The sequence below is a fragment of the Streptomyces sp. NPDC001678 genome (assembly GCF_042892945.1).
GTDB lineage: Bacteria > Actinomycetota > Actinomycetes > Streptomycetales > Streptomycetaceae > Streptomyces.
Window position 1 is genome coordinate 234,439 of the sequence record NZ_JBIAUP010000007.1, and the last position, 19,813, is coordinate 254,251.

The window sequence follows — 19,813 nt, forward strand, 5'->3', positions numbered from 1 at the left end:
GTCGTCCACCACCATGACCGGTCTCCTCAACGCACCATCAGAATCCGTGCCAGTTTAACAACTCAAGCGGGAATCGCGACGGGAATTTCTCGCAGGTGTGCGATGCCCCGGTCCAGGGCGGCCTCCAGGTGCTCGATGCCACCCGTCGTCAGGAGGATCATCACCCCGCCCTGGACTCCGGCCAGCAGGGCCGCGGCCTCGCGGTCGGCGTCCAGGGCGGCGGCGATCTCGCCCGCGTCCTGCATGTGGCGGATGCCCGCCGCGAGTTGCTCCTGCCAGTGCCCCAGAAGCTCACGGGCCACGGCGCGCGCGGCGTCCGTGGCCGTTCCCAGCTGTGACATGGCGGCGTGCAGCGGACAGTTCTCGCCCTGCGCGCGGTAGCGGGCGACGACCTTGTCGCGCCACTGCCACCAGGCGTCCCAGCCGGTCAGCGCGCCCAGCTCCGGCTGCTGGTCGTCGATGACCCGGGCCGCCTCGTACCGGGCCACGGCCAGCAGCAACTCGTCCTTCCCGCCGGGGAAGTAGTGGAACAGCTGGCTCTTGCTGGTCGCCGTGCGACCCATGACGTCCTCAAGCCGCAGGGAGAAAACTCCCTGGTCCCGGATCTCCTCCGCGGCCCCCTCGATGATGCGCTGCCTGGTCGCGGCGCCCTTGCGGGTCAACGACACCTGTCCTCCCGGTGTGAGCTGTCGCGCCCATTGAAGTGCGCCGGGGCGGGACGCGCCACCGCGAGCCGGGCAGGAGCAGCAGCTTTCCGGTGGTCCGGCGCGACTCGATGTCCGCGTGGGCCCGTGCCGCGTCGGCCAGGGCGTAGCGGCCTCCGACGCGCGGGGTGAGCTTCCCGTCGAGGATCAGGTCGAAGAGCTCTCCGGTCCGGCGGACCAAGGCCTCGCGGGTGGGCACGTGGTGGTGCACCACCGGGTAGGTCAGCAGGATGCTGTTGGGCAGGTCGGTCGGCCGGAGGGCCGGAACGCCCATGAAGGGGCCGTAGTAGGCGTGCACCCCGTGCGGGCGCAGGGCGAGCTGCGAGGAGCGGAACGTCTCGCTGCCACCGCCGTCGTAGACGACATCGGCTCCCCGACCGCCGGTCAACTCCCTGACCCGCTCCTCGAAGCCACGCCCGGACCGGACCAGCACATGGTCGGCTCCGGCCTCCTCGGCGACGGCGACCTTCTCCTCGCGGGAGACCAGCCCGATCACCTTGCCGCCACGTGCCTTGATCATCTGGGTGAGCAGCAGCCCCACTCCCCCCGCCGCCGCGTGCACCACGGCCGTGTCACCCGGCCCGATCGCGTAGGTCTCGGTGCTGAAGTGGCCGGCGGTCAGCCCCTGGAGCATCACGGCGGCCGCGGTCTCGTCCGCGATCCCGTCGGGCACCTTGACCAGCGATTCGACGGGAACGGCGAGTAACTCCGCATAACTGCCCGGATGATAGAACCACGCCACCCGGTCCCCGACGGCGAACTCCTCGACGCCGGCGCCGAGAGCGGTGACGTATCCCATCCCCTCGGCACCCAGGACCGCCGGAGCGGCCCACCCCGGTCCGCCCTGGGCGCGGGCCCCGACGTCCATGTAGTTCACTCCCGCGACACCCAGCCGGACGAGCACCTCACCGGGGCCGGGTTCCGGGTCCGGAAGCTCGGTCCACCGCATGACCTCGGGGCCGCCGTGTTCCTCGATACGGATCGCGTGCATGGGGGCACCTCTCTGTGCGAATCAGCGCGAACGAGCGCGTGGTGAAGTGATCCGCCGAGCACGGTAGGCAGCCGGGATTGGACCCACAAGTCCAAAAGTGGGGAGGTCGAGGCGAGTCGGCGTAGCGGGCCACGCCGTGGAGGGTGCTGGTGCGACGGGCGCACCGCCCGTCACGCGAACGCGCTGTGACCGGTGATGGACTTGCCGACGATGAGGGTGTTCATCTCCCGGGTGCCCTCGAAGGAGTAGACGGCCTCGGCGTCGGCGAAGAACTTGGCGATCCCGTAGTCGAGGACGATGCCGTTGCCGCCGAAGAGTTCACGGGCCCAGGCGACGCACTCGCGCATCCGGGCGGTGGTGAACGCCTTGGCGAGGGCGGCCTGTTCGGCGCTGTCCCGGCCGGCGGCGGAGAGCTGGCTGAGGCGGACGACCATGCCGAACATGGCGGTGATGTTGCCGAGCATCTTCACCAGCAGGTCCTGGATCAGCTGGAAGGCGCCGATGGGCCTGCCGAACTGCTCACGGCTGACGGCGTAGGCGCGGGCGAGTTCGTAGGCGCGCACCGCGACCGCCAGCGCCTGCCAGGCCACCCCGCCCCGCGTGCGCGCCAGGATGGCGGCGGTGTCCCGGAAGCCGTCGACCCGCTGGAGGCGGTCGGCCTCGGGGACCCGTACCCCGTCGAGGGTGATGTCGGCGTTCTGCACGGTCCGCAGCGCGATCTTGCCCTCGATCTTGGTGGCCGTGAAGCCCGGGGTGCCCTTCTCCACCACGAAGCCCTTGACCTGGCCGTCGGACGTATCGCGGGCCCAGACCACGACGAGGTCGGCGAAGGTGCCGTTGCCGATCCAGCGCTTGGCGCCGTCGAGGACCCAGGTGTCGCCCTCGCGACGGGCGGTGGTGCGCATGCCGCCCGCGACGTCGGAGCCGCCCTCGGGCTCGGTGAGGGCGAAGGCGCCTATCTTCCTCATCGCGGCCATGTCCGGCAGCCAGCGGTCGCGCTGCTCCTTGCTGCCGCCCCCGTGGATGCTGCCCATCGCGAGCCCGGTGTGGACTCCGGAGAACACTCCCAACGACGGGTCGACGCGGTTGAGTTCCAGGTTGAGGAAGCCGGAGAACAGCTCGCTGCGGTGGCGGCCGTCACCGTACTCGGGGTAGGCGTAACCGGCCAGGCGGAGCTTCGCGACCTTCTCGATCGCGGCGAAGGGGAATTCCGCCCGCTCCCAGGAGGCGTCGAACAGCGGCTTGATCTCGCTTTCCAGGTAGTCGCGGACGGTGGCCAGTTCGGCCCGTTCGGCGTCGCTGAGCAGGTCGGCGAATCCGAAGAAGTCGGGGGTGGGGTTGGCGGGCTTGGGCATGGGGTGACTCCTATACGTGAGGTTCAGTCGTTTTCGGCCCGGCGCAGTGCCGCGTCGAGCGCGAGCTGTTTGCGGTCGCGGAGGGCGGCACGTCGCCGGTACGCCTCGGGTCCGTTCCCGTACGCGGCCTCCGTCTGGCTCACGAGCGTGGCGACGGCGGCGGCGTCCAGCTCCGGGTGGCCGAGGCGCTGCCAGCCCTCGGCGAGGCCGGGGCCGAGGTGGCGCATCATGTGCCGGATGCCGCCGGGGCCACCGCCCAGGTGGAAGCTCTCGAAGGGGCCGACGGCGGCGTAGCGGCCGCCCAGCGACGCCTTCATCACCGTGTCGAGTTCCTCCGCGTCGACCACGCCGCTGAGGACGAGGTGGATCGCCTCCTGGAGCACGGCGCCCTGAAGCCGGTTGGCCGCGAATCCGGGGAGTTCCTTGCGCAGTCGTACCGGAGTCTTGCCCAGTGCCCGGTAGAAGGCGATGGCCTCCTCCACGGCCTTCTCCGCGGTGCGTTCGCCCGGCACGATCTCCACGAGCGGGACGATGTGCGGCGGATTGAAGGGGTGCGCGACCAGCAGCCGCTCCGCGGCCTCGTCCGGAAGGCGCTCGGCGATGCGGGTGGCGACGATGCCGGAGCTGGAGGTGGCCAGCAGCGCGTCGGCCGGGGCGTGGCGGGCGATGTCGGCGAACAGCCGCTGTTTGAACTCCAGGTTCTCCGGGCCGTTCTCCTGTACGAGGCGCGCTCCGGCCACGGCCTCGGCCAGGTCGTGGGTGGTGCGGATGCGGCCGCGCAGCTCCGCCGCGTCGCTGCCGGGCAGTCCGGCGGCGAGCATCGGCAGCGCCTCGTCCACGGCCGCGTCCAGGTCCTCGCGCGGGTCGGTGACGGTCACCTCGATTCCGTTCACGGCGAAGAGCGCGGCCCACGCGAGGCCGATGGTGCCGGCACCGACGACGGCGGCGGTCATGAGGATTCCTCCTGGGTCAGGTAGTCGTGGACGGGCACGGCGCGGCCCAGCGTGAGGTCCGTGATGATGTGGCTCGCCGAGACGATCTCGCGCACCGGCAGATCCGCCAGCGGCGCCAGCACGTGCGCGAACAGTTGCAGCCGCGCGGGCCCGGTGTAGGCCTCCTTGACCACCAGGTCGGTGATCCGGGTGCGGACGAGTTCGCAGACGCGCGGGGTGCCGTCGTAGTCCGGGACGGTCTTGAGCATGTACGTGGGGACGGTGATCTGCTCGCGGGCGAGCTCCGGGTCGAGCGGGTGGTGCTTGTAGCCCATCGTCGCGGTGGCCACCCGTACGCTCCCGTAGTCGAGCGTGCCGACCAGCGCGGCGTGCTCGGCGTACAGGGCGGGTGTGCCCATCGCCTTCGGGTAGGCGCTCACCTCGCGGCCCGCGGCGGTGGCGGCGAAGCTGTCCAGGTACATCGCGTGGAGGTACTCGCCGCGCTCGTCCCCGAAACGCACCGGGATGGCCTGTCCGGCCTCGACGTACGGGCCGTAGGCCGTGACGTCGCCCATCTTCATCACCTCGAACCGCACCAGCGGCTCGTCGAGGTCGACGTGGAGGGGCTCGGGCACGACGGCCCGCAGCGCATCGGGGTCGGTGCGGTAGACGACGCTGAGGTACTCGCGGTCGGTGAAACGGACGGCGGCCGGGGCGTACGCGGGCGCTGTGGCGGGTGTGCTGATGGTCCGCAGGATCTGTGCGCGGTTCATCGCCCGCTCCACCGCGGTGCGCGCTTCTCGGCGAAGGCACGGACCCCTTCGGCGAAGTCGGCGGAGCGCAGGAGCGTGCCGATCTCGGCGGTCTGCGCGGCGAACGCCTCCGGCTCGGGTACGCCGTCCGCCCGTCGCACGGTCCTCTTGACCGCGGCCAGGGCCAGCGGCGCGTTGGCCGCGATCTCCTCGGCGAGCTCCAGGGCGGCCGGCAGGGCCTGGCCGTCGGGGGTGAGGCGGTTGACGAGGCCGAGTTCGCGGGCGCGTCCGGCGGTGATGGCGCGGCCGGTGAGGAGGAGTTCCATCGCCAGGTGGTGCGGGACGCGCCTGGGGAGCCGTACGACGCCGCCGCCACCGGCGATCAGCCCGCGCTTGACCTCGGGGAGGGCGAACCGGGCGCCCTCTGCGGCGATCACCAGGTCGCAGGCCAGGGCGAGTTCGAAGCCGCCGCCCAGGGCGTGGCCCTCGACGGCCGCGATCAGCGGCTTGGCCGTACGCGCCTCGACGAGCCCGGCGAAGCCCTTGCCCGGCACGGTCACCTGCTCGCCGCGGGCGGCGGCCTTGAGGTCCATGCCCGCGCAGAACGTGCCGCCCGCGCCGGTGAGGATCCCCAGGCGCAGGCCGGGGTCGGACTCCAGGCGGTCGACGGCGGCGGCGATGCCGTGGGCGACCTCGGCGTTCACGGCGTTGCGGGCTCGGGGCCGGTCGATGGTGACGACGAGGACGCTGCCGACGGTGTCCGTGCGTACGGTGTCGGTGCGGACGCTGTCGTTCATCACCGCACCTCACCGTGGGCGAGCTCGCCGAGTACTTCGTCGGTGTGCTGGCCGGGCAGTGGCGCGTGCCGGCGCACCGAGGCCGGGGTGGCGGAGAACGCCAGCGGTATGCCGATGACCCGGTAGGCGCCCTCGCTGGGGTGCTCGGCGACGTCCAGCAGGTGGCCCCCCTGTACGTAGGGGTCCTCGGCGGCCTCGTCGAGCCGCAGTACGGGCCCGAAGGGAATGCTGTGCTTGGCGCACACCTCGGCCCACTGCGCGGAGGTCAGCCGGGGCGTCACCGTCTCCAGCAGCTCGGCCAAGGCCTCGCCGTCGCGCGTGGAGTCGATGAACTCGCCATTGACGCGCGGGTCCTCGGCCAGATCGGGGCGTCCCGCGGCGGCGAACAGGTCACGGAAGTTCTGCGGGCTGTACGGGATGACCATCGCCAGGCCGTCCTTGGTGGGACGGGCCCGGTGTCCCTTGTTCATGGACAGCGGGAAGCCGGTCGGGCCCATCGGCGGCTCGAAGACGCGGCCCTGAAGATGCTCGACCAGGTTGAACGCCAGCAGGGTGTCCACCATGGGTATCTCGACGTGCTGCCCGCGACCGGTCGCGCGCTGGTGGACGAGGGCCGCCAGCGCCGCGTACACGATCGTCAGCGCGGCGACCTTGTCACCGAAGATGCTCGGCAGCACGACGGGCGCCCCCACGTCGCCCGCGCGCTGCGCGAGGTCGATGAGCCCGGAGGCGGCCTGCACCGTCTCGTCGTACGCGGCCAGCCGGGCCCGGTCGGAGTCCGGGCGGAACCCCTGCGCGTGGGCGTAGACGAGACGGGGGTTGGCGGCGGCGAGGCTGTCGTAGTCCATGCCCAGGCGACGCAGGGCGTCGATGCGCATATTGGTGATCAGGACGTCGGCGGTGCCGATCAGCTCCAGCGCCGTGGCGCGTTCGCCCTCGTCCTTGAGGTCGAGCGTGACGCTGCGCTTGTTGCGGTTGACGTTGAGGTTCAGGGGCGTCATACCGGGCGTACGGTGCAGCACGCCGATCCGGACGGTGTCGTTCGGCGACTCGATCTTGATGACGTCGGCGCCGAGGTCGCCGAGGATCTGTGCGGCGTAGGGCCCCATCACGACGGTGGCCATGTCGATGACGCGCACTCCGGCGAGGGGCCCGCCGGGCGCGTCTTTGTCTACTGCGTCTACCGCGTCTACTGCGTCTACTGCGTCTACTGCGTCTACTGCGGATTCCATCACCACTCCTTTTCCAGGAGAATTCCCGGGGTTTCCCGGGTCGCATGGAAAACGCTAGTCCGGCGTGGTGGATGAACCCAAGCGATCAGTGACACCGATGCACGAAAAACGGCGTGACCGCAGCGGTCACGCCATTTTTCGGCTCCTCGGAGGCGCTCAGCCGGACTCGATGGGAGCGGAGAACACGGCCCCCGCCTCCCGCACCAGTCCGTGCAGGTCGCCGTCCGGCTCGGCCCGGTCCCGGCGCCAGACCAGCCCGGTCGCCAGGGAGGGCGAGAAGTCCCGGAACGGCAGGACGACGCTGGCGCCCCTTCCTCCCTCGCCATTTCCCTCGCTGTTTCCGGCGCTGAGCAGCGTAATTCCGAAGACGGAACCGTTCGCCACGATCTCGCGCACGCTGGCGTAATCCCCGATATTGAGGCTGATCTCCTTGTGAATTCCGGCGGCTTTCAGGCGCACTTTGAGCTGGTCGAAATACGTGGGGAGCGTGCCGGGCGCGGAGGTCACATAGGTGTAGTCGGTGAGTTCGCTGAGCGACACCGAGCTCCGGTCACCGAACGCCTCGGCCGGCAGCAGCGCGCCCAGCGGCTCGTGCAGCAGCTCCAGCACCTCGATCCCCTCGGCGTGCACGGGCAGGTGCACCAGCGCCATGGCGAGGTCACCGCGCTGTACGGCGTTCAGGAGATTCCCGCTGTTCCCGGGCCAGCGCTTGACGTCGTACTCCTCGGCGCACCGCGTCTCCAGCAGCGCGAGCCGCTCCCGCAACCGCGGGTGGAGGGCCGGCACCACCCCCACGTACGCCGCCCGCCGCTCGGGCCCCAGCGCCTGGCGCAGCTGCCAGGGAATGTCGTCGAACCGCCCGATGACGTCCTTCGCCGCCGGCAGCAGCGCCGCGCCGGCCCGGGTCAGCGCCACATGATGGGAATCCCGGTCGAACAGCTGCTGTCCGAGCTCCCGCTCCAGATCCCGTATCCGCTGGCTCAACGGCGAGGTGGCCATGTGCAACTGACGCGCGGCACGGGAAAAACTGAGATTCTCGGCGACGGCGACGAAGTAGCGCAGATGAAAGATCTCCACCACCGGACCCTATCCAGGACCCCCGGGTGGCGACCCGGCGGTCGCCGTCAGCGGCCGGCGGCCTGCCCGGTGAAGTCGGCCACCGCGCCCGGCCGGGACACATACACGGCATGGCTGCCGGGCACCTCGGCGGTACGGGCCCCGGCGCGCTCGGCCATGGAATTCGGCGTGCGGCGTCGGTGTACCTCGACGAGGCAGGTGTGGCGCTCCCCGCGAACGCCACACTGCCGCCCCGGTGCCCCGGGCCTTCAGGCCGCCAGTTGGTCGTAGCGCATGAGCGCTTCCTGGTAGGCGGCCGGTGCGATGCTGATGCCGCCGGTGTAGGGGTGGTTGAGGGCGAGGACGAGGTAGATCATGTAGGCGAAGCCGGCGGCGCCGACGCCGAGGAGGATGTAGTGGCTGCGGCCGGTGGGGCGGCCGAAGAGGGCGAAGAAGACGAGGCAGACGACGCCGGAGCCGATCATGAGGAAGAGGATCGGGGGCGGGACCTCGGCGTCCTTCTGGGCCAGCCGGTCCCGCCTGGCCACATAGACCTCCTGGAGGTGCCGCGATGTCTCGGTGCGCGCCGCCCGGGAGTCCTCGTCCGGGACGGGCAGGCGGTACAGGGCCGCGCGCAGGGAGTCGAGGCCCCGCACGGTTGATTCGTCGGCGTGGCCTTCGCGCATGGCGGGCCATTCGGCAGTGATGACCGACTTCGTGTAGGTCACGACGCGTTGCCGGATGTCGTCGCGTTCACGCGGCGGCAGACCCCGCGCGAAGAAGTAGACGTCCTTGAGGGCTCCGGCCTCGGCGAGCGTGGCCTTGCGGGCCGTTTCGAGCTGGCCCTGGGCATTGACGGCCAGAAAGGCGAAGGAGAAGACGAAGAGCCCGCTCACGGCTCCGATCGACATCTCAACGCCTTTGGGCAGGTCGTGGACCTTGCCACCCTTGTGCCGCCGTAGCAGGAAGGCGGTCAGACATACCGCGAGGGCGGTGCAGAACATGACAGCCAGGGCAGAGATCAACACACGGCAATTATCAGACCAACGGCCCGATAGAGTGTGATTGTTGTACATCGGACCCTCGGAGGAGGGCCTCACTGAACACCTGTCCGCACATGCAGGCCGCCGCAGGCATGCACGGCGGCCACGGGACCACCGACAGCTCACCCCTCAGCCGATCGCTGATCGCCTTCTCAGGAAAACGTAAAATAGCCTCTGGCCTGGGATTACTCCCAGGCCAGAGGCTATTTCGCACCGTCGGGACGGCGGGATTTGAACCCACGACCCCTTGACCCCCAGTCAAGTGCGCTACCAAGCTGCGCCACGTCCCGGTGCTCGTCCGGCCCGGGCTTTCGCCCTCGCCGACCGCGCATGAGAACAATACCGCACTTCGCGCGGTGCTCGCGCACCCCTTTCCCGCCCGCCACCAGGGCCCGCGCCCACCGTGGCGAAGCACGGCGAGGGGGGTGTGACGTGGGTTACCCGTTCGGATGAAGAATCCCCCCGGCCCCGGGGCCCCCGGCGGGAGGCGGCGGGCGGGGGCCCCGGGAAACGTCCTCGCTCGGTGTTCGTGATCGCTCCGGGGTGTTGACCCATGGCCTGTGGAGCGTGCAACCATCGGCTTCCGCCATGGGGGCTGCCGCCCCGTGCAACTCCCCCGACCCAGGAGGACAGTTGGACACCACCATCTCCCGACGCGGTTTTCTTCAGGCCGCGGCCGGTACCGCCGCCGTGGCAGGTGCGGCCGTCGCGCTGCCCGTGGACGCGATAGAAGCGGTGGCGGCCCCACGGGGCGGGCACGGCGCGCTGTCGTTCACGGGGGCCACCAATGGGGCGGGGTCGCTGGCCCCCGGTGGTGGGCGGCTGGTCGTCGAGGTGCAGAACGTGCTGTGGTCCGTGCCGCGCGAGGGCGGGGAGGCCGTCGCGATCACCCCGGTCGATCTGGAGCCGACCCGGCCCACGTACGCGCCGGACGGGCGGCTGCTGGCCGTCTGCGCCTACCGGGGCGGTGGCTTCCACATCTGGACACTGCGGCCGGACGGCTCCGGGCTGCGGCAGCTGACGGACGGGCCGTGGGACGACCGGGGGCCGGCCTGGTCGCCGGACGGGACGCGGATCGCGTTCGCGTCCGAGCGCGGGGGCGATCCCGTGACGGGCAGCCCCTACCGGGTGTGGGTGGTCGATGTCCGGACGGGGGCGCTGACGCGGATCACCGGGACGGACGGGCAGGAGGGGCCCGGGCAGGACGGGGCGTGGGAGGACTTCGACCCCGTCTGGTCGCCGGACGGCAAACGGCTGCTGTTCGTGCGGGGGCAGGTGGCCGGGGGTGCCCTCCAGGCCCGTACGGTCGCGTCCGTGGCGGCCGACGGGCAGGGGCCGGTGCGTGTCGAGCACACCGAGAGCGCGGCCGGCGCGCAGGTCATGACGCCGGCCGTCTCGCCCGCCGGGCGGCTGGCCTATCTGCGGACGACGGCCGCGCCCGCCGCGTCCTGCGTCCTCGTCGTGGACGGGGCGGTCGTGCCGGTCGACGGGGACGTGGAGCCGGTGCCGCCGCGCTGGGTCTCGCGGGACGAGCTGCTGCTGACCGTGAGCGGACAGTTCACGATCGTCAGACCGGGCGCCGCCCCCGAGCCGCCGCGCACACCCGCCGCCGACTCCCTCCCCCACCCCTCGGCCGCCCCCGCGCCCACGCCCCCGGCCGGCGCCCACGGCGTGCCGGCGGTCACCATCCCCTTCCATGCTCAGCTGCCCCTGGACCGGCCCCGCTACCAGGTCAAGCGGTACGACTTCGCGGACACCGGCGCGCTGGTCCGCCGCGTCCGCTCGCTCCACCTGCCCGCCCTCTCCCCCGACGGCCGCCAGGTGGCCTTCGCCGCGCTCAACGCCCTGTGGGTCGCGGAGATCGAGAAGAGCGACAGGCCCCGGCAGGTTCTCGCCGCCTCCCCCGGGCGGTACGTCATGGCGCCCACCTGGACCCACGACGGCCGCGCGCTGATCTTCACGGACGACCGCGACGGGCTCTACGCCGTCCGCCGCCGCGACCTCGCCTCGGGCGAGGAGACCGTGCTGGCCGACGGCGGACGTGTCCACCCGGCGCTCTCCCCCGACGGGACCCGGCTGGCCTGCGTCGACATGTCCGGGAACCTCATCGTCCGCGACCTCGAGGAAGGCGCGGAGAAACTGCTGGCGGCTCCTCTGGGCGCGGGCGGCCTGCCGGGCCGGCCCACCTGGTCGCCCGACGGGCGCTTCGTCGCCCTGTGCGACCGCAACCGCCTCAACCAGCGGTTCCGCGAGGGCTACAACCTGATCAGGGTCGTCGACGCCGGCAGCGGGGCCGCCCGGCTGCACGCCCTCGCCCCGCACGCCTCGGTCTCCGACCGCTACGACTCCGGGCCCGTCTGGTCGCCCGACGGCCGCTCCATGGCCGTGATCAACGAGTCGGCGCTGTGGCTGCTGCCCGTGCGCCCCGACGGCACCCCCGACGGCGAGCCGCGCCGGCTGACCGACGAGGCCGCCGACCACCCCTCCTGGTCCGCCGACAGCCGCCGGATCCTCTATCTGTCCGCCGGGCGGCTGCGGCTGCTGGACGTGGCGGACGGCACCGCCCGCACGGTCCCCGTCACCCTCGACTACCGCCGTCCCACCCCCGCCGACACCGTCGTGCGCGCGGGCCGCTTCTGGGACGGCACGGGCACGACCGTGCGCGAGGACGTCGACCTCGTCGTCCGCGACGGCCGGATCGCCGCCGTCGAGCCGCACCGGGCCCGCCGGGCCGCCCTCCGCACGGTCGACGCCTCGCACCAGACCGTGATCCCCGGCCTCTGGGACGCCCACACCCACCCCTGGCAGTACACCTACGGCGGCCGCCAGACCGCCCTCCAGCTGGCCTACGGGATCACCACGGCCGTCTCCCTCGGCGGCTTCGCCTACGAGCAGGCCCGCATCCGCGAGGCCGTGGCGGCCGGCGCGCTGGCCGGGCCGAGGCTGCTGACGGCGGGCGAGCTGCTGGACGGCTCGCGCGTCGCCTACACCATGGGCCGCGCCCACCGCACCGAGGAGGGACTGCGCCGCTCGCTGACCCGCGCCACCGCCCTGGACTGGGACTTCGTCAAGACCTACGTCCGCGCGCCGGGCTGGGTGATCCGGGAGGCGGCCCGCTTCGCGCACGAACGGCTCGGGGTGCGCACGGGCAGCCACCTGTGCTCGCCGGGCGTCCAGCTCGGGCAGGACCTCACCACCCACCTCCAGGCGACGCAGCGGCTGGAGTTCGGCCACGCCACGACGGCCACCGGCCGGGCGTACCAGGATCTGGCGGAGATCTACACGGGCACCGACTTCCGTATGATCGCCACGATCTTCACCTCCGTGCCCCTGCTGGGCGAGGCCCCGGATCTCGCCGAGGACCCCCGCGTCACCGAGCTGATGCCGCCGTGGGACCTGGCGACCGTCCGGCAGACCGCCGCCAAGGCGCCCACGGACGACCAGCTGACCACGCTGCGCCGCGAGATCGACGTCTACCGGAAGGTGCTGTCCGGCGGTGGCATCGTGGCCCTCGGCACGGACGCCCCGCTCGTCCCCGTCGGCCTCTCCCTCCACCTGGGGCTGCGTGCCCTCCACCGGTACGGGCTGACGCCGGCCCAGGCGCTGCGGACGGCGACGGTGCTGCCGGCGCGGGCGTTCGGGGCCGAGCGGGACCTGGGCACCCTGGAGGTCGGCAAGCTCGCCGACGCCACCGTGATCGACGGCGACCCGTTCACCGACTTCGACACGCTCGTACGGACGGCGTCGGTGCTGCGCGGCGGCGTCCGCTTCGAGCAGCGGGAGCTCGTCGCCTCGTACAAGGGCACGGCGGGCGCGGCTCCGCGCCATGGGCGGCTCCACCGGGAGTGGCTGGAGGTCGGGCGGGAGATGCGCAAGGACTCCTGCTGCGACTTGAGCGGACTGGGTCACCCCGGCGCCCACTGACGGCGTCCGCCGGCGGCCGGCGGGGCCGGGGCTTCGCGCCCCGGCCCCGCGTGGTGCCACGGGCTCACGCCTGAAGGACGACCTCGGCATCCGCCGGCGCTCCGGCCTCGGGCATCGCGTCGGTGGGCCGCGTCGCGATCGCCCGCCACCAGGGGTCGAGCGGCAGCCCCGCGCCGGGTTCGAACGGCTGGCCGGGCCTGGGCACCGCGATCCGCGCCCCGGTCTCCCGGGCCGCCGCCACGCTCTCCTCGGCGGGTTCCTCCCACGAGTGCGGGGCGAGGTTGAACGTGCCCCAGTGGATCGGCAGCATGACGCCCCGCGCGGCGTCGCCGCCCTGGAGGTCGAGGTGGGCGCGCATGCCCTCGTCCGGCCGCATATGAATGTCCGGCCAGAAGTCCGAGTACGCCCCGATCTGCACCATCGTGGCGTCGAACGGTCCGTACTGCTCGCCGATGGCGGCGAAGCCGGGGAAGTAGCCGGTGTCACCGCTGTGGAAGACCCGGTGCTCCGGGCCGGCGACCACCCAGGAGGCCCACAGGGTGTGCTGGGTGTTGCGCAGCCCGCGGCCGCAGAAGTGCCGGGCGGGGGCGGCGGTGAGGGTGAGCCCGCCGACCCGCGTCGACTCGTGCCAGTCGAGCTCGGTGATCCGGTCCGCCGGGACTCCCCAGTGCTCCAGGTGGGCGCCGACGCCGAGGGGGACGACGAAGGCGACGCCGGTGCGGCGGGCGAGGGTCCGCACGGTGGGCATGTCGAGGTGGTCGTAGTGGTCGTGCGAGATGACCACGGCGTCCAGCGGGCCGGTCTCGGCCAGCGGCACCGGCACCGGGTGCAGCCGCCGGGGGCCCGCGAAGGAGAAGGGCGAGCAGCGCTCGGACCAGACGGGGTCGAAGAGCACCCGGTGGCCGTCGATCTCGGCGAGCACACTGGAGTGGCCCATCCAGGTCAGCCGCAGCCCGGAGGCCGGGGGGACGGCCAGGTCGGCGACGGTGGTGGGGTGGACGGGCACCGGATGGGCCGGGGCGCGCAGGGCGCGCTCCTCCTTGCGGAAGTAGGTGGGCAGGAACTTCAGCATGGAGCCGGACGGCGTACGGCGCGTTCCCTCGGGGTTGACGAACACCCCGTCGGCGAAGTTCGGCGACCGGCGGATGCGCGCCATCCGCTCCCCCGACGGGTCCACGCCGAAGGCGGCGGGACGCAGCGCGTCCAGGGGCGAGCGGAACGGGCGGGAGCCGGTCACGGCACCTCCAGGGTCGAGCAGGCAGGTCGTCCCATTATCCGCCGGGGGTCACAGCCCGCTCACGCGCAGGGTGATGTTGAGGCGCCCCTTGAGCCCCAGCCCGGGCGGGGCGGTGCCCGGCAGGATCCGGGGGACGCCGTGGTAGGCCGGGCGGGCCGGGCCGCCGAAGACGAAGAGATCGCCGCTGCGCAGCTCGACGTCGGCCCAGGGGCGGGTGCGGCCGCCCGGATGGCCGAAGCGGAAGACGCAGGAGTCGCCGAGGCTCAGGGAGACGACGGGCGCGGCGGACTTCTCGTCGGCGTCGCGGTGGAGACCCATTTTCGCGTCGGCGTCGTAGAAGTTCACCAACGCGATGTCGTACCGCTCCGGCCCGGCCGGGCGGCCGTACACGCGGGCCACCGCGGCCCGCGCCAGTTCGTCCAGCCAGCGGGGGAACGGCTTGACCGGTGCGCCGTCGCCGTCGACGACGGTGCGGGCGTAGCCGTAGGGGAACCAGTGCCGGCCCAGGCAGACCGTCCGCACGGACATCTCGCCCCCGCTGGGCATGCGCACCGTGCGCCCGCCCGCCGGCGGGCGGGCCCACTCGCGGCAGGCTGCCAGGAGGCGGTGCTGGGCGGCCTCGTCCAGCCAGCCCGGGACGTGCACGGCGCCCGGGGCGACCTCGGTCACGGGTCGCGGGAAGAGCTCACCGTCCATGCGGTCAGCCTATGCGGGGGCACCGACAAAAGATCTTCACCCGGTGATGTCACATTCCGGCGGGGCCGTTGCGTCGTACGGGCGACAGCAACCCGCACTCCCTATCGCAGGAGGCACCGGCCATGGCCCGCATCTCCCTCGCCCCGCCCCGTACGCTGGTGAACCGGCTCACCGCCTGGTACAGCAAGCGCGCCTACGGCAGGGTCATCGACCCGCTGCTGGCCATGGGGCACAACCGCAGGGTGCTGATGACCGACGCGCGCTTCGAGATGTCGCTGGCCCGCTGGAAGGCGCTGGACAGCGGGCTCAAGGAGCTCGCCGTGATGGCGTCGGCGGCCGCGATCGGCTGCTCGTGGTGCATGGACTTCGGCTACTGGCTGAGCCACAACCAGGGCATGTCGCCCGACAAGCTGCGCGACGTGCCGCGCTGGCGGTCCAGTGACGCGTACACCCCGCTGGAGCGGGACGTCATGGAGTACGCCGAGGCGATGAGCGCCACCCCGCCGGCCGTCGAGGACGACCTGGCGGAGCGGCTGCGGCTGCGCCTCGGCGAGGCGGCGTTCGTCGAGCTGACCGCGATGGTGGCGGTGGAGAACCTCCGCTCGCGGATCAACTCGGCGCTGGGGCTGACCAGTCAGGGCTTCAAGGACAGCTGTGAGATCCCGGCCCGCCCGGGGGCGTGAAGACCGCCCGGGGGCGTGAGGACGGCCGCCGGTCAGCCCTTGCGGCCCATGCCGCCGTAGAAGACGGTGTCGCTGAGCTCCTTCGGCCCGGGGACCGGTCCGTCCGGGCGCCACAGCGGCACCCGGACCAGCCCCGGGTCGAGGAGCGCGAAGTCGCCGAAGAGGGGCTCGACGGCGGCGCGGCCGCGGAGGTTGAGGGCGGCGGTGGCGTTCCGGTAGACGTCCAGCACGCCGTCCCGGGCGACGGTGTCGGTGCGGCCCTCGGTGTAGCCCTCGTAGGGCTCCTCCGTGGCGTGGGACATCACCAGGAGGCTGCCGGCGGGCAGGGCGTCGCCGAGGGTGGCGACGATGCCCGCCGGGTCCTCCTCGTCCTTGACGAAGTGGAGGACGGCGACGAGCAGCAGGGCCACCGGCCGGTCGAAGTCGATCAGCTCCCGGACGACCGGGTGCCCCAGGATCGTCTCCGGCTCCCGGACGTCGGCGAGGGCGAAGCCCGCCCCGCCCGCGCTGGTGAGCTTGGCCTCCGCGTGGGTGGCCACGATGGGGTCGTTGTCGACGTAGGCCACCCGGACGTCCGGGGCCGACTCGCGGGCCACCTCGTGGGTGTTGGGCGAGGTGGGGATGCCCGTGCCGATGTCGATGATCTGGCGGACGCCGCCGCGCACCGCCTCGCGCACGGCCCGGCGCAGGAAGGCCCGGTTGGCGCGGGCGGAGAGGCGGACCTGGGGGTGGGCCTCGATGACGCGTTCGGCCGCGGCCCGGTCGACCTCGTAGTTGTCCCAGCCGTCGAGGTAGTAGTCGTACATCCGGGCCGGATGCGGCCTGCTGGTGTCGATCTCCTCGGCCGGTATGCCGCCCGGTCCGCCCACGCCGTTCTCGGTCACGCCCTGCTCCCCTTCGACACGATCCATACGTCCGTTCGGTTTGTCTGTGCGCTACGCCAGCAGGAAATCGGCCTCGCCTGCCTTGGCGCCGCGGATGAAGGTCTCCATCTCGTGACGCGTGTAGATCAGCGCGGGGCCGCCGGGGTCGGTGGACTGGCGCAGGGCCACCCGGCCGTCGCACAGCCGCATGGCCTCGACGCAGCTGCCGCCGTTGCCGCCGCTCCACGGCTTGCTCCAGCCCTCGGTGCCGAGGTCCGTCGCGGGCATGCCGTTGTAGACGCGGTCCGGATCCATGGTTCAGATCTCCTTACGAATGCCACCGAGGACGGCCTTGGTGGTGTGTGCCGGCGCGGCCTGCGCGCACATCCGGTCCAGCGCCTCCAGGAAGGACGAGACATCGTCACGCTGGTCGAAGTACGAGGCTCCGACGAGGTTCTCGGCGTAGGCGATGTCCGGCAGCTCCTGGAGGGGGAACCGGAAGATGTGGAAGGGGCCGTACATCGCCGGGTGCGGCCCGGCGGCGAACGGCATCAGCTGGAGTCGTACGTTCGGCATGTCGGTGGCCTCGATGAGCCGGTCCACCTGGGCGCGCATCACGTCCGGCCCGCCGATGGGGCGGCGCAGCACCGTCTCGTCCATCACCACCCAGAGCAGCGGGGCCCCGTCCTTGGTGAGCAGGCCCTGCCGTTCCCGGCGGACGGTGACGGCGCGTTCGATGTCGGCGTCGCGGGCGTGCGGCATGCCGGCGCGGAGCACGGCCCGGGCGTACTCCTGGGTCTGCAACAGACCGGGGATGTAGTGGGGTTCGTACGCGCGGATGAGATTGGCCTCTCCCTCCAGGCTCACGAACGCGCTGAACCACTCGGGGAGGACGTCCCGGAAGCGGTGCCACCAGCCGGGGCGGTTGGCCTCGCGGGTGAGGCAGAGGAAGCCCTCGACCTCGGCCGCGTCGAGCACCCCGTAGACGTGGAGGAGCTTCTCCACATAGGGGATCTTCAGCCCGACCTCGGCCTTCTCCATTCTCCGGACGGTGGCGTGGGTGACGTCCAGGGCGCGGCCCGCCTCCTCGTAGGAGAGCCCGGCCCGCTCCCTCAGGTGCTGGAGACGCTTGCCGAGCACGACCCTCAGGACCGTCGGGGCACCCGCCGGTCGCGAGTCCGCCACTGTCCACCCCCTCCAACTGCCGTCATATGCCAGCAGTGTGCCACGCGGTCTGTCGGCCCGACAGACTGTCCTTGCGATTCTGTAATTTGCAGGTTGAACCTTGCCACAGCTGACACGTATCGCACATAGTTGCGGAGTGGTCCTCTCCCATGACGCACCATCGCTCGGGCTCTGCGGCAGCGCTCTCCTCGGCCATCTCGGCCATCTGCGGCAGGACGCCTTTCACTTCCCGGCCCTCAACACCTCGGTGGCGGAGGCGCGCCAACGAGTCCTCGCGCGACTGCGGGAATGGGGAATAGACGAAGTGGCCTGCGAGGACGCCCAATTGGTGGTGTCGGAGCTGGTCACCAACGCGGTGCGGCACACGGACAGCGAGAAGGTCAGCTGTCAGCTGCGGGTGAGCGGTGCGGCGGTGCGCATAGAGGTCGCCGATCAGGGCGACGCCCCGACCGAGCCCCGGGCGCGCCGCAGCGGTACGGACGAGGAGAGCGGGCGCGGGCTGCTCCTGGTCGGCGCGCTGTCCCGGGAGTGGGGGGTCCGGCCCGACGACAGCGGCCACGGCCGAGTCGTCTGGGCCGACCTGCCGCACGGGCGGCACCCCCACTGACCCCCACCACCCCTTCGGGCCTACAGCGGCAGCAGGTCCGGGCGCTTGGGCTCCACGTTGTCGCCAGAGGACTCACCGCGCAGCCGGCGGCCGATCCACGGCACCAGGTGCTCGCGCGCCCAGTGGATGTTGTCCCGGCGCACATCGGCGGCCGAGCGCTGCTCCTCGTCCGGCCAGGCCTGGTCGGGGTCGGCCGGCACCTCCAGGCCCAGCACCTGGGCGGCCCGCAGCGCGACGCGCGTGTGCCCGTCCGCCGACAGGTGCAGCCGGTCGTCGCTCCAGGCCCGGCGGTCCTGGACCGAGCGCAGCGACCACAGGTCGAGGACCGGGCAGTCGTAGCGGTCGGCGATGGACCGGACATGGGCGGTGTACGTCGCGATCTTGCCCCGCAGATGGCGCAGGACCGGGATGCCACGGGTGTCGAAACCGGTGCACAGCAGGACCGTGCCGACGGAGGAGCACAGCTCGGCGACGGCCGCCTCGTAGCGCTGGGCCACATCGTCCGGGTCGCTGCCGGGGCGCAGGATGTCATTGCCGCCGGCGCAGAAGGAGACGAGGTCGGGGCCGAGCTCCTTGGCCCGGGGGACCTGCTCCTCGACGATCTGGTCCAGGAGGCGGCCGCGAACGGCGAGGTTCGCGTACCGGAAGGAGTGCTCTTCCTGCTGGTCGGAGAGGAGTACGGCCAGTCGGTCGGCCCAGCCGACGAAGGTGTCGCCGGGGCCCGGATCCCCGACGCCCTCGGTGAAGCTGTCCCCGACGGCTGCGTACGACCCGATCGCGCTCTTGTTGAATGAATTCGAATCGTCTGCCACGTCAGTGCATCCTTCACCTTTTCAAGTGACCTACGCCACCGTAACCAGGGGTTGACGTGCCGTGATGTATCCCACCCCGGCAATGTCGCCCGACCCGGAATACGATCGGCGCCGACGAGCCGACGAGCAGGAACACCCCCCGAGGAGCGCACGTGACACAGACGCCGCCCGCCCCGCAGGCCGAGCCCGAGCTGGTGGGGGTCCGCAACTTCCGCGACCTGGGGGGACTGCCGGCCGCCGACGGACGGCGCGTCCGGCCCGGCGTCCTGTTCCGCAGCGGGCACCTGGCCCACGCCACCGAGGCGGACGCGGCGTTCCTCGCCTCGCTGGGCCTCGACACGATATTCGACTTCCGCAATGCCGCGGACATCGCGCTGGAAGGCCCTGACGTGACCCTGCCCGGGGTACGGAACGTCAACCTCCCGCTGAGCGACCCGGCCGACGGCAGCGAGTTCTGGCGGATGGTGCGCGACGGCGACCTGGCCACTCTGCGGTCCGTGCTGGGCGAGGGCCGCGCGGCGGACCGGATGGCCGCCTCGTACCGCACGATCGTCACCACGCGGACGGCCGAGCACGGGCGGGTCGTACGCGCCCTCGCCGAGGGCGACGTGCCCGCACTGATGCACTGTGCCGCCGGCAAGGACCGGGCGGGGCTGTCCGTGGCGGTGACGCTGCTGGCGCTCGGGGTGCCGGCCGAAGCCATCGAGGCCGATTACCTGGAGTCCAACGCGCCGCACCGGCGGTACCGGGTGCGGCGCGACGCGGAGGTTTCTCCGGAGGTTTCGGAGCTGCTCTCGCCTCTCTTCGAGGCGCGGGCCTCGTATCTCCGGGCGGCGTTCGCCGCGATCGGTGAGGTGTGGGGGTCCACGGACCGGTATCTGTCCGAGGGGCTCGGGCTCACCGCCGCGGGGCGGTCCGTGCTTCAGGAGCGGTTGCTCGGCTGA

The 19,813-nt window shown here is 72.1% G+C and carries 18 protein-coding genes, 1 tRNA gene and 1 pseudogene; 4 read left to right on the forward strand and 16 right to left on the reverse strand.

What is annotated here, in order from left to right; all coding sequences use genetic code 11:
* Positions 1 to 62 precede the first annotated feature (62 nt).
* The 10 genes and pseudogenes from ACFYZR_RS17585 to ACFYZR_RS17630 form a co-directional block, all read right to left on the reverse strand.
* Positions 63 to 668: a TetR/AcrR family transcriptional regulator gene (locus ACFYZR_RS17585; RefSeq protein WP_189448209.1), complete on the reverse strand. Its 606-nt coding sequence runs from the start codon at positions 666 to 668 to the stop codon at positions 63 to 65.
* Between the two features lie 67 nt (positions 669 to 735).
* Positions 736 to 1,695, reverse strand: a pseudogene (locus ACFYZR_RS17590) (quinone oxidoreductase family protein); the annotation flags it as partial.
* A gap of 170 nt (positions 1,696 to 1,865) precedes the next feature.
* On the reverse strand, positions 1,866 to 3,050 hold the full coding sequence (locus ACFYZR_RS17595) for an acyl-CoA dehydrogenase family protein (protein WP_391911089.1): 1,185 nt from the start codon (positions 3,048 to 3,050) through the stop codon (positions 1,866 to 1,868).
* Between the two features lie 23 nt (positions 3,051 to 3,073).
* Positions 3,074 to 4,003 carry a 3-hydroxyacyl-CoA dehydrogenase NAD-binding domain-containing protein gene (locus tag ACFYZR_RS17600; RefSeq protein WP_391911091.1) on the reverse strand — a complete coding sequence of 310 codons (930 nt, stop codon included), beginning with the start codon at positions 4,001 to 4,003 and terminating at the stop codon, positions 3,074 to 3,076.
* Positions 4,000 to 4,755 carry an acetoacetate decarboxylase gene (locus tag ACFYZR_RS17605; protein ID WP_391911093.1) on the reverse strand — a complete coding sequence of 252 codons (756 nt, stop codon included), beginning with the start codon at positions 4,753 to 4,755 and terminating at the stop codon, positions 4,000 to 4,002. Before ACFYZR_RS17605 ends, ACFYZR_RS17600 begins: the two co-directional genes overlap by 4 nt.
* Positions 4,752 to 5,531, reverse strand: coding sequence for a crotonase/enoyl-CoA hydratase family protein (locus ACFYZR_RS17610; RefSeq protein ID WP_391911095.1), 780 nt, complete (start codon positions 5,529 to 5,531; stop codon positions 4,752 to 4,754). Before ACFYZR_RS17610 ends, ACFYZR_RS17605 begins: the two co-directional genes overlap by 4 nt.
* The gene (locus tag ACFYZR_RS17615) at positions 5,531 to 6,670 is read right to left on the reverse strand and encodes a CaiB/BaiF CoA transferase family protein (protein ID WP_391911097.1); all 1,140 of its coding nucleotides are present in this window, start codon (positions 6,668 to 6,670) and stop codon (positions 5,531 to 5,533) included. Before ACFYZR_RS17615 ends, ACFYZR_RS17610 begins: the two co-directional genes overlap by 1 nt.
* Positions 6,671 to 6,919: 249 nt before the next feature.
* Complete coding sequence (locus ACFYZR_RS17620; RefSeq protein ID WP_391911099.1) at positions 6,920 to 7,840, reverse strand: LysR family transcriptional regulator; 921 nt, start codon at positions 7,838 to 7,840, stop codon at positions 6,920 to 6,922.
* A 248-nt stretch (positions 7,841 to 8,088) separates the two neighbouring features.
* Positions 8,089 to 8,847 carry a hypothetical protein gene (locus ACFYZR_RS17625; RefSeq protein ID WP_391911101.1) on the reverse strand — a complete coding sequence of 253 codons (759 nt, stop codon included), beginning with the start codon at positions 8,845 to 8,847 and terminating at the stop codon, positions 8,089 to 8,091.
* A 231-nt stretch (positions 8,848 to 9,078) separates the two neighbouring features.
* Positions 9,079 to 9,152 (reverse strand) — tRNA-Pro (locus ACFYZR_RS17630).
* A 298-nt stretch (positions 9,153 to 9,450) separates the two neighbouring features.
* On the opposite strand from ACFYZR_RS17630, the gene ACFYZR_RS17635 reads away from it, so the two are divergent.
* Entirely contained in the window at positions 9,451 to 12,786 is a 3,336-nt protein-coding gene (locus tag ACFYZR_RS17635) for an amidohydrolase family protein (RefSeq protein ID WP_391911103.1), read from the forward strand.
* A 64-nt stretch (positions 12,787 to 12,850) separates the two neighbouring features.
* Here the strand turns inward: ACFYZR_RS17635 and ACFYZR_RS17640 are convergent, their stop codons facing one another.
* Positions 12,851 to 14,023 (reverse strand): MBL fold metallo-hydrolase, encoded by a 1,173-nt coding sequence (locus tag ACFYZR_RS17640; protein WP_391911105.1) that lies wholly within the window; start codon positions 14,021 to 14,023, stop codon positions 12,851 to 12,853.
* Positions 14,024 to 14,071: 48 nt separating this feature from the next.
* Complete coding sequence (locus tag ACFYZR_RS17645) at positions 14,072 to 14,719, reverse strand: alpha-ketoglutarate-dependent dioxygenase AlkB family protein (RefSeq protein WP_391911107.1); 648 nt, start codon at positions 14,717 to 14,719, stop codon at positions 14,072 to 14,074.
* 122 nt (positions 14,720 to 14,841) lie between these two features.
* On the opposite strand from ACFYZR_RS17645, the gene ACFYZR_RS17650 reads away from it, so the two are divergent.
* Complete coding sequence (locus tag ACFYZR_RS17650) at positions 14,842 to 15,402, forward strand: carboxymuconolactone decarboxylase family protein (protein WP_391911109.1); 561 nt, start codon at positions 14,842 to 14,844, stop codon at positions 15,400 to 15,402.
* 32 nt (positions 15,403 to 15,434) lie between these two features.
* Here ACFYZR_RS17650 and ACFYZR_RS17655 read toward each other — a convergent pair whose 3' ends face one another.
* Genes ACFYZR_RS17655 through ACFYZR_RS17665 form a run of 3 tightly spaced genes read right to left on the reverse strand, consistent with a single transcriptional unit; the run spans position 15,435 to position 17,450 of the window.
* Positions 15,435 to 16,313 (reverse strand): SAM-dependent methyltransferase, encoded by an 879-nt coding sequence (locus tag ACFYZR_RS17655; protein ID WP_391911111.1) that lies wholly within the window; start codon positions 16,311 to 16,313, stop codon positions 15,435 to 15,437.
* 24 nt (positions 16,314 to 16,337) lie between these two features.
* Positions 16,338 to 16,580, reverse strand: a complete 243-nt coding sequence (locus ACFYZR_RS17660) for a DUF397 domain-containing protein (protein WP_126916826.1) — start codon at positions 16,578 to 16,580, stop codon at positions 16,338 to 16,340.
* Positions 16,581 to 16,583: 3 nt separating this feature from the next.
* The gene (locus ACFYZR_RS17665; protein ID WP_391911113.1) at positions 16,584 to 17,450 is read right to left on the reverse strand and encodes a helix-turn-helix domain-containing protein; all 867 of its coding nucleotides are present in this window, start codon (positions 17,448 to 17,450) and stop codon (positions 16,584 to 16,586) included.
* Positions 17,451 to 17,586: 136 nt separating this feature from the next.
* On the opposite strand from ACFYZR_RS17665, the gene ACFYZR_RS17670 reads away from it, so the two are divergent.
* Positions 17,587 to 18,057: an ATP-binding protein gene (locus ACFYZR_RS17670; RefSeq protein WP_391911115.1), complete on the forward strand. Its 471-nt coding sequence runs from the start codon at positions 17,587 to 17,589 to the stop codon at positions 18,055 to 18,057.
* A 20-nt stretch (positions 18,058 to 18,077) separates the two neighbouring features.
* On the opposite strand, the gene ACFYZR_RS17675 is transcribed toward ACFYZR_RS17670, so the two are convergent.
* Complete coding sequence (locus ACFYZR_RS17675) at positions 18,078 to 18,869, reverse strand: SGNH/GDSL hydrolase family protein (RefSeq protein WP_391911117.1); 792 nt, start codon at positions 18,867 to 18,869, stop codon at positions 18,078 to 18,080.
* 152 nt (positions 18,870 to 19,021) lie between these two features.
* Here ACFYZR_RS17675 and ACFYZR_RS17680 point away from each other — a divergent pair, with 152 nt between their 5' ends.
* Positions 19,022 to 19,813: a tyrosine-protein phosphatase gene (locus tag ACFYZR_RS17680; protein ID WP_391911119.1), complete on the forward strand. Its 792-nt coding sequence runs from the start codon at positions 19,022 to 19,024 to the stop codon at positions 19,811 to 19,813.

What these genes read in the sequence shown, in the direction of transcription:
- ACFYZR_RS17595 (WP_391911089.1), bottom strand. Translation starts at nt 3,050, where the DNA reads ATGCCCAAGCCCGCCAACCCCACCCCCGACTTCTTCGGATTCGCCGAC.
- ACFYZR_RS17600 (WP_391911091.1), bottom strand. Translation starts at nt 4,003, where the DNA reads ATGACCGCCGCCGTCGTCGGTGCCGGCACCATCGGCCTCGCGTGGGCC.
- ACFYZR_RS17605 (WP_391911093.1), bottom strand. Translation starts at nt 4,755, where the DNA reads ATGAACCGCGCACAGATCCTGCGGACCATCAGCACACCCGCCACAGCG.
- ACFYZR_RS17610 (WP_391911095.1), bottom strand. Translation starts at nt 5,531, where the DNA reads ATGAACGACAGCGTCCGCACCGACACCGTACGCACGGACACCGTCGGC.
- ACFYZR_RS17635 (WP_391911103.1), top strand. Translation starts at nt 9,451, where the DNA reads ATGGGGGCTGCCGCCCCGTGCAACTCCCCCGACCCAGGAGGACAGTTG.
- ACFYZR_RS17645 (WP_391911107.1), bottom strand. Translation starts at nt 14,719, where the DNA reads ATGGACGGTGAGCTCTTCCCGCGACCCGTGACCGAGGTCGCCCCGGGC.
- ACFYZR_RS17650 (WP_391911109.1), top strand. Translation starts at nt 14,842, where the DNA reads ATGGCCCGCATCTCCCTCGCCCCGCCCCGTACGCTGGTGAACCGGCTC.
- ACFYZR_RS17655 (WP_391911111.1), bottom strand. Translation starts at nt 16,313, where the DNA reads ATGGATCGTGTCGAAGGGGAGCAGGGCGTGACCGAGAACGGCGTGGGC.
- ACFYZR_RS17660 (WP_126916826.1), bottom strand. Translation starts at nt 16,580, where the DNA reads ATGGATCCGGACCGCGTCTACAACGGCATGCCCGCGACGGACCTCGGC.